This window comes from Rhizobium sp. RSm-3 (assembly GCF_001854685.1).
Classification (GTDB): Bacteria; Pseudomonadota; Alphaproteobacteria; order Rhizobiales; family Rhizobiaceae; genus Rhizobium; species Rhizobium ecuadorense.
Genome location: NZ_MAWZ01000013.1, coordinates 271,340 through 284,207, shown reverse-complemented (window position 1 = coordinate 284,207; position 12,868 = coordinate 271,340). Strand labels below are relative to the sequence as shown.

General features: G+C 62.7%; 9 protein-coding genes. 5 read left to right on the top strand and 4 right to left on the bottom strand.

Going from position 1 to position 12,868, the window contains the following annotated elements:
• Position 1: 1 nt before the first annotated feature.
• Both BBJ66_RS14555 and greA read right to left on the bottom strand, forming a co-directional pair.
• On the bottom strand, positions 2 to 1,057 hold the full coding sequence (locus BBJ66_RS14555) for a glycosyltransferase family 4 protein (RefSeq protein WP_083335566.1): 1,056 nt from the start codon (positions 1,055 to 1,057) through the stop codon (positions 2 to 4).
• Positions 1,058 to 1,084: 27 nt separating this feature from the next.
• Entirely contained in the window at positions 1,085 to 1,561 is a 477-nt protein-coding gene (greA, locus tag BBJ66_RS14550; protein WP_049736238.1) for a transcription elongation factor GreA, read from the bottom strand.
• Between the two features lie 266 nt (positions 1,562 to 1,827).
• Here greA and BBJ66_RS14545 point away from each other — a divergent pair, with 266 nt between their 5' ends.
• Together BBJ66_RS14545 and BBJ66_RS14540 are read left to right on the top strand one after the other, a co-directional pair.
• Positions 1,828 to 3,060, top strand: a complete 1,233-nt coding sequence (locus tag BBJ66_RS14545; RefSeq protein WP_071087850.1) for a putative DNA modification/repair radical SAM protein — start codon at positions 1,828 to 1,830, stop codon at positions 3,058 to 3,060.
• Entirely contained in the window at positions 3,060 to 4,511 is a 1,452-nt protein-coding gene (locus BBJ66_RS14540; protein WP_071088130.1) for a UdgX family uracil-DNA binding protein, read from the top strand. The genes BBJ66_RS14545 and BBJ66_RS14540 overlap by 1 nt, the downstream gene beginning before the upstream one ends.
• A 114-nt stretch (positions 4,512 to 4,625) precedes the next feature.
• On the opposite strand, the gene carB is transcribed toward BBJ66_RS14540, so the two are convergent.
• Positions 4,626 to 8,114 carry a carbamoyl-phosphate synthase large subunit gene (gene carB, locus BBJ66_RS14535; RefSeq protein WP_071087848.1) on the bottom strand — a complete coding sequence of 1,163 codons (3,489 nt, stop codon included), beginning with the start codon at positions 8,112 to 8,114 and terminating at the stop codon, positions 4,626 to 4,628.
• A 283-nt stretch (positions 8,115 to 8,397) separates the two neighbouring features.
• Here carB and ypfJ point away from each other — a divergent pair, with 283 nt between their 5' ends.
• The 3 genes from ypfJ (at position 8,398) to BBJ66_RS14520 (ending at position 12,481) form a co-directional block, all read left to right on the top strand.
• A complete protein-coding gene (gene ypfJ / locus BBJ66_RS14530) occupies positions 8,398 to 9,318 on the top strand; it encodes a KPN_02809 family neutral zinc metallopeptidase (RefSeq protein ID WP_049736241.1) in 921 nt (306 codons plus the stop codon).
• Positions 9,319 to 9,690: 372 nt separating this feature from the next.
• Complete coding sequence (locus BBJ66_RS14525) at positions 9,691 to 10,935, top strand: TCR/Tet family MFS transporter (RefSeq protein ID WP_071087846.1); 1,245 nt, start codon at positions 9,691 to 9,693, stop codon at positions 10,933 to 10,935.
• A gap of 142 nt (positions 10,936 to 11,077) precedes the next feature.
• Entirely contained in the window at positions 11,078 to 12,481 is a 1,404-nt protein-coding gene (locus tag BBJ66_RS14520; RefSeq protein ID WP_071087844.1) for an MATE family efflux transporter, read from the top strand.
• A gap of 16 nt (positions 12,482 to 12,497) precedes the next feature.
• Here the strand turns inward: BBJ66_RS14520 and BBJ66_RS14515 are convergent, their stop codons facing one another.
• Positions 12,498 to 12,818 (bottom strand): antibiotic biosynthesis monooxygenase, encoded by a 321-nt coding sequence (locus tag BBJ66_RS14515; protein WP_071087841.1) that lies wholly within the window; start codon positions 12,816 to 12,818, stop codon positions 12,498 to 12,500.
• Positions 12,819 to 12,868: the final 50 nt, after the last annotated feature.

Below are 12,868 nucleotides of genomic sequence, written 5' to 3'. Positions count from 1 at the left end.
TTCAGCGGTTGTCGCCGAGAAGGCGATCGTAAATGGCGCTGATCGCGTTTGCTTCCTTCTCCAGCGCAAAATTCGCCCTGACATGGCGCAGTGCATTCTCGCCATGCGCGATCGCCAGACCGGGATCGGCGATATAGGGGGCGATGGCCCGCGTCAGCGCTTCGCCGTTGCCGGCGGCGACGACCGAGCCGGTCTCGCCTTCGGCGATGAGTTCGGCATAGGCGCCGGCGTCCGATGCCACCACCGCCGTTCGCGAAGCCATGGCTTCGAGCGGCGTCAGGCCGAAGCCCTCGTTGCGGGAGGGGGCGACGTAGAGTGTCAGGCGGCGATACCAGACCTTGATATCGGGCACTTCGCCGAGGAAGAGAATGCGGTCGCCGAGGCCGGCGGCCGCGACATCGGCCTTGAGCTTGTCTGCGAAGGCCGTGTGCTCCGCCGTCACCCGGCCGGAAACAACAGCCGTCCATTCCGGGTGCTGCGGCAAGAGCTCGATCATCGCCTTGACGAAAAGATCGGTGCCCTTCTGGTGGCGCACGCGGCCGAAACAGCCGACGAGATAGCGGCCGGGCAGGCCGGTGGCGGCAATACCGTCTTCCGCCGTTTCCGGCGGATGGAACAGGCTAAGATCGACGCCGTGCTGGATGACCGTGTGCGGCACCTCGAGGAACGAGCCGGAGCGGTCGCTGGTCGCAATGACAGCGTCCATGCGGCGGATCAGCCATTTCGTATAGGCGGTGTGGCGGCGTTGCGCCGCCGATGTGAAGACGAGTTTCAGCGGCATGCGCAGCAGATGGCGAAGCAGGATGCCGACGGCCATCTCATTGTTGCGGCGGGCGTGCCAGACACGCCGGCGCCGGCGCGCCGGCGGGCGCCAGAGACCAGGGAGCTGCGACCATCGCAGCTTCGGCAGACCCTCCGGCAGGCCGGGGCCGAGGGTTGCAATCCTGACACCGAGCCGAATCTGGCAGGGGATGAGCTGGACGATGGTCGACGTGACGCCGGAGAGCCGGCGCTTGAAATTGGGCGCGATGATCTCGACGTCACGCATATCAGGCAAGGGAGGGGTCTCGTCTGTGGCGGGCGATCAGCCCCAGGAAACCTGGAGAATTTCGTAGGCCTTGGAGCCGCCGGGCGCATTGACCTCGATGGAATCGCCGACTTCCTTGCCGATCAGCGCACGCGCGATCGGGGAGGAGATGGAGATGCGGCCGGCCTTGACGTCGGCTTCCTGGTCGCCGACGATCTGATAGGTCTTTTCTTCCTCGGTGTCCTCGTCGACGAGCTTCACCTTGGCGCCGAACTTGATCTTGTCGCCCGACATCTTGGTGAGGTCGATGACCTCGGCGCGCGCCGTCAGATCTTCCAGTTCGCTGATGCGGCCTTCATTGTGGCTCTGGGCTTCCTTGGCGGCGTGATATTCGGCGTTTTCGGAAAGGTCGCCATGAGCACGGGCTTCGGCGATCGCCTCGATGATTCGCGGGCGCTCCTCCTGCTGACGCCAGCGCAGCTCTTCCTGCAGCTTGACGAAACCACCCTGTGTCATCGGTACCTTATCAACCATTTTTCTGTCCTTCACTCCCTGTGGCCGCCGTCCCCGCTTCACGCAGTCAGGCACACACAAAAGAAAACCGGTCCCGAAGGGGAGCTTCGGAACCGTGCCACAATACTAGTTAAGTGCTTATAGCAGATCGCCAAGGCCGATTTCCAGAAAATTCGCATGAACGAAATGCAGGCCGCCGCGACAGCCGGTGCCCCGCCGTAAAAACGCGGCCAAAGCGGAATTGCCGTCATTGACTTTACGCGCAAGAACATATAGTGAACATACTAATGAAGAAGTCGCTAACAGAACGCTTGGCCATCCTTTCCGACGCCGCCAAATATGATGCTTCCTGTGCCTCCAGCGGCACGGTGAAACGCGATTCGGGAACAAGCGGCGGGCTCGGTTCGACCGAGGGATCCGGCATCTGTCATGCCTATGCGCCGGACGGGCGATGCATTTCGCTTCTGAAAATACTGTTGACCAATTTCTGCACCTACGACTGCGCCTATTGCGTCAATCGCTCGTCGAGCAATGTCGAGCGGGCGCGTTTCACGCCCGAGGAAGTTGTCTGGCTGACGCTGGAATTCTACCGCCGCAACTATATCGAGGGCCTGTTCCTTTCCTCCGGCATTATCCGCTCGTCCGATTACACGATGGAAGAGATGGTCCGCATCGTCCGCGAACTGCGCGTGACCCATAATTTTCGTGGTTATATCCATCTGAAATCGATCCCCGAGGCGTCGCCGCGGCTGATCGAGGAGGCGGGGCTGTTTGCCGACCGGCTGTCGCTCAATATCGAGTTGCCGACGGATAACGGCATCAGCCGCTTTGCGCCGGAAAAGAAACCCGCCAATATCCGCCGATCGATGGGCGATCTGAGGCTGAAGATCGAGGCCGCCGGCGAGCCGACGCTGCGCACGAAGAAGCGTCAGCGCTTCGTGCCGGCCGGCCAGAGCACGCAAATGATCGTCGGCGCCGACGGCGCGAATGATGCGACGATCCTTGCGACCAGCGGCCGGCTTTACAGCAGCTACGGCCTGAAGCGCGTCTATTATTCGGCCTTCAGCCCGATCCCGGATTCGTCGAAGAACCTGCCGCTGATCAAGCCGCCGCTGATGCGCGAACACCGGCTCTATCAGGCCGACTGGCTCTATCGGTTCTATGGTTTCGGCATCGACGAGATCACCGCCAATCAGGCAGGGGGCATGCTCGATCTGAACCTCGACCCGAAACTTGCCTGGGCGCTCGCCAACCGGGCCGAATTCCCCGTCGATATCAACAAGGCCGAGCGCGAGCGCTTGCTGCGCGTGCCCGGTCTCGGCACCAAGACCGTCAAAGCCATTGTTTCGGCCCGCCGCTTTCGCCGCCTGCGGCTCGACGATCTCTCGCGGCTCGGCATCTCGCTCAAGAGGGTGCAAACCTTCATCTCGGCTGAGGGATGGTCACCGCGCCGGCTGATCGACCGCCCGGATCTTCGCGCCATGTTCGAGCCGAAACCCGAACAATTGTCGTTGCTATGATGCGCCGGGTCGTGCTTGCAGGACGCGGCGATCTTGCCGAATGGCGCGATGCCGCACGCGCCTTCGCGGCCGCCGGCATAGTGCCCGAGGAGATCGACTGGCGGGAAAAAAGCGCAGAGGCGGATCTTGCGTTCCAACGCGACGCCATGCCGCCGGCGCCTGTGACACGCAAGCCGATGACGGTGCCGCCGGCCTTTATCGAGCTTGCGGAGACGGTGCTTTGCCATTCCGACCCGGCGCGCTTCTCCCTGCTTTACCGCCTGCTCTGGCGGCTGCAACTGGACCGGCAACTGCTGGAGGTGGCCTCCGACGAGGATGTCGTGCGTGCTCGGCTGATGGCAAAAAATGTCCGACGCGACGCCCACAAGATGACGGCCTTCGTCCGATTCAAAGAGGTTGGTGCGGCAGCGGCGGGCCGCCGAAAATTCATCGCCTGGTTCGAGCCGGACCATCATATCGTCAGGCGTGCCGCACCGTTCTTCCAACGCCGTTTCACCGACATGGACTGGCTGATCGCTACGCCCAAGGGATCGGCGGCCTGGGATGGCGAACGGCTGACGATGAACGATGCGCCGTGCGAGAAGCCCAATCTCACCGATGCCACCGATGAACTCTGGCGCACCTATTATGCCAGCATCTTCAATCCGGCGCGGCTGAAGCTGAAGGCGATGCAGGCGGAAATGCCGAAAAAATACTGGAAGAACCTGCCGGAGGCCGATCTCATCCCGGGTCTGATCGCCGCTGCGGAAAGCCAGGTGCGGGCCATGGCCGCGCGCGAGGCGACGCAATCGCTGCCTTTTCACGACCGGCTGCAGGAGGCGGCGCGCAATATCCCTGCCGAACCCGAGGCGCCGGCCGGCACGCTCGAAGCCCTGCGCGCCGAGGCTGCCGTCTGCACCCGCTGTCCGCTGCACGCCAAGGCGACGCAGACCGTCTTCGGCGAGGGGCCGCGTGATGCGGCGGTGATGTTCGTCGGCGAGCAGCCGGGTGATCAGGAGGATATTGCCGGGCGCCCCTTCGTCGGTCCGGCCGGCAAGCTGCTCGATCAGGTGATTGCCGAAGCCGGCATCGACCGCTCGGCTCTCTATGTCACCAATGCGGTCAAGCACTTCAAATATGAGCCGCGCGGCAAACGCCGGATCCATCAGAAACCCAATATGGGCGAGGTGAAGCATTGCCGCTGGTGGCTGGATCTGGAACTGGCGCTCATCAAGCCGAAACTGATTGTCGCCATGGGGGCGACGGCGGTTGCGGCGCTGACAGATGTGAAAGAGCGCCTGCAGGACGTGAGGGGAAAGGCGATGGCGATCGAAGGAGGACGCACGCTCTTCGTGACGGTGCATCCATCCTATCTGCTGCGCATTCCCGACGAACGGCTGAAGGCGGAGGAAATGGTGCGCTTTCGCCAGGATATGAGGAAAATTCAGCGGCTTATGACGTCAGCCGAATAGATAGATTCTGCTTGAAGTCGCGTCACCGCTTGGCGAGCGGTGACGCTTTCTCTTTGTTCTTACGCAATTCCGGACGCAAAACCGCGGCACACTTTTGCTGGAATTGCTCCAATCTCAGGCGAAGTAGCTCTGCAGCGGCCGCACTTCGAGATTGCCGGCTTTCAGCGCCTTGATCGCCTGGGCGGCTGCTTCGGCGCCGGCCATGGTGGTGTAATAGGGCACCTTCTGCATCAGCGTCGCGCGGCGCAGCGATTTCGAATCCGAGATCGCCTTGTTGCCGTCGGTGGTGTTGATGACGAGCTGGACCTGGCGGTTGCGGATGGCGTCCTCGATATGCGGACGGCCTTCGAGCACCTTGTTGATCTTGGTGGCGGTGATGCCGTTTTCGCCGAGGAAGCGGGCGGTGCCGCCGGTTGCCAGCACCTTGAAGCCCTGTTCGACGAGAATGCGGATCGCCGGCAGCACACGCGCCTTGTCCTCGTCGCGGACGGAGACGAAGACGGTTCCGTCACGCGGCAGCTCGACGCCGGCGCCGAGCTGCGACTTGGCAAAGGCTAGCGCGAAATCGGTATCGAGGCCGATGACTTCGCCGGTCGAGCGCATTTCCGGGCCGAGCAGCGTGTCGACGCCGGGGAAGCGGGCGAAGGGGAAGACGGCTTCCTTGACGGCGATGTGCGTGAGTTTGCGCGGATCGGGCTTCTGGCCGTAGGCGGCGAAGGTCGCATCGAGTTTTTCGCCGGCCATCACGCGGGCGGCGATCTTGGCGATCGGCGCGCCGATGGTCTTGGCGACGAAAGGCACGGTGCGCGAAGCGCGCGGATTGACTTCGAGAACGTAGACGGTGCCGTCCTTGATGGCGAACTGGACGTTCATCAGGCCGCCGACATTGAGCGCCTTGGCCATCGCCTTTGCCTGGCGCTCCAGCTCGTCGAGCAGTTCGACGGGCAGCGAGCGCGGCGGCAGCGAACAGGCGCTATCGCCGGAATGGATGCCGGCTTCCTCGATATGCTCCATGATGCCGGCGACATAGACGTCGGTTCCATCAGAGAGGCAGTCGACATCGACTTCGATGGCATGGCTGAGATAGCTGTCGAAGAGCAGCGGGTTCTTGCCGAGCAGGGTGTTGATCTGGCCGGTCTTGTCGTTGGGATAACGCTGCTTGATGTCTTCGGGCACCAGTTCCGGAACCGTGTCGAGCAGGTAGGTCTGCAGCTGGCCTTCCGAATGCAGGATCTGCATGGCGCGGCCGCCGAGCACGTAGGACGGGCGCACGACCAGCGGGAAGCCGATTTCGGCGGCGACCAGGCGGGCCTGCTCGACCGAATAGGCGATGCCGTTGTTCGGCTGGTTGAGATCGAGCTTCATCAGAAGCTTCTGGAAGCGGTCGCGGTCCTCGGCAAGGTCGATCATATCGGGAGCGGTGCCGAGGATCGGGATACCGTTTTTCTCGAGCGCCTCGGCAAGCTTCAGCGGTGTCTGGCCGCCGAACTGGACGATGACGCCGACGACTTCGCCCTTTTCCTGCTCGGCGCGCAGGATCTCGATCACGTCTTCGGCCGTCAGCGGCTCGAAATAGAGGCGGTCCGACGTGTCGTAATCGGTCGAGACGGTTTCCGGGTTGCAGTTGATCATGATCGCTTCATAACCTGCATCCTTCAGCGCGAAGGCGGCATGGCAGCAGCAATAATCGAACTCGATGCCCTGGCCGATGCGGTTGGGGCCGCCGCCGAGGATGACGACCTTCTTGCGGTCGGATACTTCGGCCTCGGAGCGGGCGGCGCCGACGAAGGGCGTCTCGTAGGTGGAATACATATAGGCGGTCGGCGAGGCAAATTCGGCCGCACAGGTATCGATGCGCTTGAAAACAGGGCGGACGTTCAGGCCGTTGCGGAGTTCGGCGACCTGCTTGGGGCGCTTGCCGGTGAGCGTCGCCAGACGGGCGTCGGAAAAGCCCATGGCCTTCAGCATGCGCAGGTTCGCGGCATCCTCCGGCAGGCCGTGCTCGCGGATGCGGGCTTCCGTGTCGACGATGTTCTTGAGTTCGGCGATGAACCAGGGATCGATCTTGCAGCCCTCATGCACCTCTTCGATGCTGAGGCCCATGCGCAGCGCCTGGGCGACCATGCGCAGGCGATCCGGAGTCGGCGTGCCGATCGCAGCGCGGATCGCGTTATGGCTGGATTCGCCTTCCTCGGAATCGGGGATTTCGATTTCGTCGAGGCCGGTCAGGCCGGTTTCGAGGCCGCGCAGCGCCTTCTGCAGCGATTCGGCGAAGGTGCGGCCGATCGCCATGACTTCGCCGACGGATTTCATCGCCGTCGTCAGCACCGGTGAGGCGCCGGGGAATTTCTCGAAGGCGAAACGCGGGATCTTGGTGACGACATAGTCGATCGACGGTTCGAAGGAGGCAGGCGTCGCGCCGCCGGTGATGTCGTTGTCCAGCTCGTCGAGCGTATAGCCGATGGCGAGTTTGGCGGCGACCTTGGCGATCGGGAAGCCGGTGGCCTTGGAAGCCAGCGCCGAAGAGCGCGAGACGCGCGGGTTCATTTCGATGACGACCAGGCGGCCGTCCTTGGGATTGACGGCGAACTGGACGTTCGAGCCGCCGGTCTCGACGCCGATCTCGCGCAATACCGCGATCGAGGCGTTGCGCATGATCTGGTATTCTTTGTCGGTCAGCGTCAGCGCCGGAGCGACGGTGATCGAATCGCCGGTGTGGACGCCCATCGGGTCGATGTTCTCGATCGAGCAGATGATGATGCAGTTGTCCGCCGTGTCGCGGACGACCTCCATCTCATACTCCTTCCAGCCGAGCACCGATTCTTCGATCAGCACTTCGGTCGTCGGCGAGGCATCGAGGCCGCCGCCGACGATTTCGAAGAATTCCGAGCGGTTGTAGGCAATGCCGCCGCCGGTGCCGCCGAGCGTGAAGGACGGGCGGATGATGGCGGGCAGGCCGACATGATCGAGCGCCTGGGCGGCAATCGCCACGGCGTGGTTCATGTAGCGCTGCTTGCGATCGCTCTCGCCGAGGTTCCACTGGTTTTCCAGTTCGTCCAGCGCCTTGTCGAGGTCGGGGCCGGAGAGGCTTTCGCGCAGCTTGCTGCGCTCGGCCTCGTGCGTCTTGCGGTCGAGGTCCTTGATGTCGGTGGCGTTCGCCAGCATCGAGCGCGGCGTTTCCAACCCGATGCGGACCATCGCCTCGCGGAACAGCGCGCGGTCCTCGGCCATGTCGATGGCGGCGGGCTTGGCGCCGATCATCTCGACATTGTAGCGGTCGAGCACGCCCATGCGCTTCAGCGAAAGCGCGGTATTCAAAGCCGTCTGGCCGCCCATGGTCGGCAGCAGGGCGTCCGGGCGCTCCTTGGCGATGATCTTGGCGACGACCTCGGGGGTGATCGGCTCGACGTAAGTGGCATCGGCAAGGCCCGGATCGGTCATGATCGTCGCCGGGTTGGAGTTGACGAGGATGACGCGGTAGCCTTCCTCCTTCAGCGCCTTGCAGGCCTGGGTGCCGGAATAGTCGAACTCGCAAGCCTGGCCAATGACGATCGGTCCCGCGCCGATGATGAGGATCGATTTGATGTCTTGGCGCTTCGGCATGGGCGATATCCATTATCTAGCTGCGCAAAAAACCGGCCAGGGTGGGAGATCACCGGGTCGGGTCGCGCATTGAGGTCTTTTCAGGCTAGAAGCGGCTTATAGGCAAATGTATTTGCAAACGGAACCCCATAAATCGCGGAATCGACAGGAATCCAACACGGCATGGAAGACTATTTTCGTCAGGCACGACCATCACCCCCCGATGAACTCGCTGGAATTCCAGCCGTCGACGGATATATAGATTCTTTAGGTGCAATCGCGGGCATTGCCGGGGAGAACGAAGATGGAATGGAGAGGCCGGCGTCAGTCCGACAATGTCGAGGATCGCCGCGGCGACCCGAGCAGCGGCGGTTTCGGCCGCGGCGGTGGCTTCAACTTTCCCTCCGGCGGCGGCGTTCGCCGCGCCGGCGGCGGCTTGAGCATCGGCACGATCATCTTCCTCGTCGTGATCTATTTCATCTTCAAGATGATGGGCGTCGATTTGCTGCAGGTGCTCGAAGGCGGCGGGATGTCGAGCGGTCCGGGCTACGAGCAGAGCGAGTCACAAGGCACGCGCACGCCCGCCAATGACGAGATGACCGCCTTCATGCGCACCGTGCTTGCCGAAACCGAGGATACCTGGACGGGCATCTTCCAGGCGCAGGGCCGGGATTACGAGGAGCCGCGCCTCGTGCTGTTTTCGGGCTCGACGGCATCGGCCTGCGGCTCCGCATCGGCGGCAACAGGCCCGTTCTACTGCCCCGGCGACCACAAGGTCTATCTCGACACGGATTTCTTCCAGGAACTCTCCGACCGGTTCGGCGCTTCCGGCGATTTCGCCGAGGCCTATGTCGTCGCCCACGAGGTCGGCCACCACGTGCAGAACCTGCTCGGCATCCTGCCGAAGTTCAACGAGGCCCGCCAGCGCATGAGCGAGGAGGAGGCCAACAAGATGTCGGTGCGCGTCGAGCTGCAGGCCGATTGCTTCGCCGGCATCTGGGGCAAATTTACCCAGCAGAAGGGTCTGCTGGAGTCGGGCGACCTCGAGGAAGCGCTGAACGCCGCCCAGCAGATCGGCGACGATACGCTGCAGAAACGGTCGCAGGGCTACGTCGTGCCCGAAAGTTTCAACCACGGCACCTCGCAACAGCGCGTCAGATGGTTCAAGCGCGGCTTCGACAGTGGCCAGCTGTCGGCTTGCGATACGTTCTCGGGGCCGGTTTGAGGGCTCCCTCTTCTCCCCAGCGGGGAGAAGGTGGCCCGAAGGGTCGGATGAGGGGGCCGCACGGCACTCCCTTCATGATTGCCCTTCGCTTGCGCTCAGCGCATTCGCGGCTCTGCCGCTCACCCCCTCATCTGCCTGCCGGCACTGACCGGGGTCGAGCCGCGGGTCTCGACCCGTCCTTCGGACCCCCGCTGGGGAGAAGAGAATCGTGGCAATCGCCGCGCCCGCCGTTGAGGCATCTTCAAAATTTCCCGTTCTGCATCATCAAAAACTTTGAAATGTTCACGGATTGTTTCGGTTTCTTTTCTGAGCTATGTCACTTTCTCGGCGACGAGATCGTCTTTTCAGAACCAACCGCTGTAGAGATGCCTCATGCTTGACCCCAAATTCGTGCGTCGCGGCCTTTTCCTGGTCTTCATCATCCTCTTCCTCGACATTATCGGCATCGCCATCATCATGCCGGTGCTGCCGGCCTATCTGGAGCAGCTGACCGGCGGCGGCGTCAGCGATGCGGCGATCGACGGCGGCTGGCTGATGCTCGTCTATGCCGGCATGCAATTCCTGTTTGCGCCGCTGCTCGGAAACCTCTCCGACCGGTTCGGCCGCCGGCCGATCCTTCTGCTTTCGGTGCTGACCTTTGCGATCGACAATTTCATCTGCGGCATTGCCACCAGCTTCTGGATGCTGTTTGTCGGCCGCGTGCTTGCCGGCATCAGCGGCGGCAGCTTCGCCACCTGCTCGGCCTATATCGCCGATATCAGCACGGAGGAGAACCGGGCGAAGAATTTCGGGCTAATCGGCATCGCCTTCGGCGTCGGCTTCACCATCGGCCCTGTTATCGGCGGTGTCCTCGGCGAATTGGGCCCGCGTGTGCCGTTCCTCGGTGCGGCAGCACTCTCGCTCGTCAATTTCATCGCTGCCTGCTTCCTGCTGCCGGAAACGCTGGAGGCTAGGAATCGCCGCCGCTTCGAATGGAAACGCGCCAATCCGCTCGGCGCCTTGCGGCAGATGCGCCATTATCCGGGCATCGGCTGGGTCAGCCTCGTCATGTTCCTGTTTTTTCTCGCGCATGCCGTCTATCCCTCGGTCTGGTCCTTCGTTTCGACCTATCGCTACGGCTGGAGCGAGGGGCAGATCGGCTTGTCGCTCGGCATTTACGGCATCGGTGCAGCGCTGGTGATGGGACTGGTATTGCCGCGTGTCGTGCCTCTGCTCGGCGAATGGAAGACAGCGCTTCTCGGCCTCTGTTTTTCGGCCGCAGGGCTTACCGGCTACGCCTTCGCCTGGGAGGGCTGGGTGGTCTATGTCGTGATCGTCGCGACCGTCATGGAAAACGTCGCCGACCCGCCGCTGCGCAGCATCGCCGCCGGCAAGGTGCCGCCCTCGGCGCAGGGTGAACTGCAGGGCGCGCTGACCAGCCTCAGCAGCATCACCACCATCGTCGGGCCGCTGATTTTCACGCAATTGTTCAGCTATTTCACCCGGCCTGAGGCGCCGGTCACCTTTGCCGGCGCGCCCTATCTGACCGCTGCCCTGTTCATCCTGGTGGCCGCCGGCGTGTTCCTCGTGCGGGTTCGTGTCCGTCAGCCGGCCGATGCGCTTGAGGCGGCGGGCTGATCAATCAGGAATGCTGATGCGATGATGAATTTTTCATCATCTGCCTGTTTTGGGGTAGTTCTTCGCCGGGCTTTGATCTAAGTCCGGAATGATATTTTGCCGCGAGCTGCGGCGATGCGATTTCAATCACAGGACTAGTGTCATGGACACGCCGATCGACGCGCGCAGGCTTGCGCCGACAACCGATAATCGTTGGGGCGCACATTTCCGTGCAACGCTGGCGCTCGGCATTCCGCTGATCGGTGCGCAGCTCGCCCAGCTCGGCATCAATACCACCGACGTGATGATCGTCGGCCGGCTCGGCGCCGAGCATCTGGCGGCGATGGTGCTTTCGGCGCAGTTCCTGTTCACGATCCTGATCTTCGGTTCGGGCTTTGCCATCGCCGTCATTCCGATGGTGGCGCAGGCCTATGGCCGCGGTGACGTCGTCTCCGTGCGCCGGGCGCTGCGCATGGGTCTCTGGGTGGTGATCGCATATTGGGTCGTCATGCAGCCCGCCTTCTTCAATTCGGAGCAGATCCTTCTCTTCGCGCAGCAGAAGCCCGAGGTGGCCAGGCTCGCCCATGGCTACATCATGATCGGCCAGTTCGGCGTGCTGCCGGCGCTGCTTTTCAATGTCATGCGTGCGCTGGTCAGCGCTATCGGCAAGGCGGGCATCATCCTCAATGTCACCATCGCCACGCTGGTGCTGAACGCGATCTTCGCCTATGCGCTGGTGCTCGGCCATTTCGGCCTTCCGGCGATGGGGCTCGAGGGCGCTGCGATCGTTTCGGTCGTCGTGCAGACGGCCGGCTTTCTCTTCCTTCTCGCCTTCGTGCAGAAGCGGGAAGAGACACGCCGCTACGAGATCTTCGTGCGGTTCTGGAAGCCCGACTGGCATGCGCTGCTGGAGGTCCTCCGGCTCGGTTTTCCGATCAGCGTCACCGTGCTTGCCGAGGTCAGCCTGTTCACGGTGGCATCGCTCTTGATGGGTTATATCGGCACCATAGAGCTCGCCGCTCACGGTATCGCCCTGCAATGGGCCTCGATCGCCTTCATGATCCCGCTCGGCCTCAGCCAGGCCGCGACGGTGCGCGTCGGCGTCGCGCACGGGCAGGGGGATTATCGCGGACTGGTGCGGGCTTCGATCGTGGTGCTCATCCTTGCCTGCGCCATTTCTGCGGTGGGCTCGGTGCTCTTTGCCACCATGCCGCAATTTCTCGGCAGCTGGTTCCTCGACGTCAACTCGCCGGAGGCGCCCGCAGTGCTTGACTATGCCGGGCCGCTGATCGTCGTCGCCGGGCTTTTCCAGCTCGTCGACGGGCTGCAGGTGGTTGCCAACGGATTGCTGCGCGGCCTGAAAGATGCGCGGGTGCCGATGATCATGGCATTGATTGCCTATTGGCCGATCGGCTTCTTCCTTGCCTGGGCCTTTGCCTTCCCGCTGGGCTTCGGCGGCATCGGCATCTGGTTCGGCTTCCTCGTCGGGCTGGCGGCGGCTGCCGTCATGCTCTGCTGGCGCTTCTATCTTCTGCTTCGCCGGGAGGAGGCGACTTCAGGCGGCTGATCGGCCGTCTTTACCCTCAGGCCGCTACAGGCTTGTAACTGGCGATATCGGCTCGAATGCCGAGACGTGCGAACATTTCTTGCGGATCGAAATTTGCGGCCTTATGGGCGGCCGCCACGGCTATTCGCGCGCGTTCGACAACCTCGGTATTTTCCCATTCGGCAATCGTTACGAAATTGAATTCGCCGGGACCGGCGACCTGCTCCAATACCCTATGATCGATGAAATCTTCCTGCGCTTCCAGCAGCTTGTGGGTCATCATCACCTTGACGAGAAACTCCTCACGCGCCGCAGCCGGCACGACGAATTTGTCGACACGAAAGAAAGCTCCGCTCATCCATTTTCCCCTGCATCAGATGTCTGCCGGGAGTTTGTAATTCCTCAAGT

What these genes read in the sequence shown, in the direction of transcription:
- greA (WP_049736238.1), bottom strand. Translation starts at nt 1,561, where the DNA reads ATGGTTGATAAGGTACCGATGACACAGGGTGGTTTCGTCAAGCTGCAG.
- BBJ66_RS14545 (WP_071087850.1), top strand. Translation starts at nt 1,828, where the DNA reads ATGAAGAAGTCGCTAACAGAACGCTTGGCCATCCTTTCCGACGCCGCC.
- BBJ66_RS14540 (WP_071088130.1), top strand. Translation starts at nt 3,060, where the DNA reads ATGCGCCGGGTCGTGCTTGCAGGACGCGGCGATCTTGCCGAATGGCGC.
- carB (WP_071087848.1), bottom strand. Translation starts at nt 8,114, where the DNA reads ATGCCGAAGCGCCAAGACATCAAATCGATCCTCATCATCGGCGCGGGA.
- ypfJ (WP_049736241.1), top strand. Translation starts at nt 8,398, where the DNA reads ATGGAATGGAGAGGCCGGCGTCAGTCCGACAATGTCGAGGATCGCCGC.
- BBJ66_RS14525 (WP_071087846.1), top strand. Translation starts at nt 9,691, where the DNA reads ATGCTTGACCCCAAATTCGTGCGTCGCGGCCTTTTCCTGGTCTTCATC.
- BBJ66_RS14520 (WP_071087844.1), top strand. Translation starts at nt 11,078, where the DNA reads ATGGACACGCCGATCGACGCGCGCAGGCTTGCGCCGACAACCGATAAT.
- BBJ66_RS14515 (WP_071087841.1), bottom strand. Translation starts at nt 12,818, where the DNA reads ATGAGCGGAGCTTTCTTTCGTGTCGACAAATTCGTCGTGCCGGCTGCG.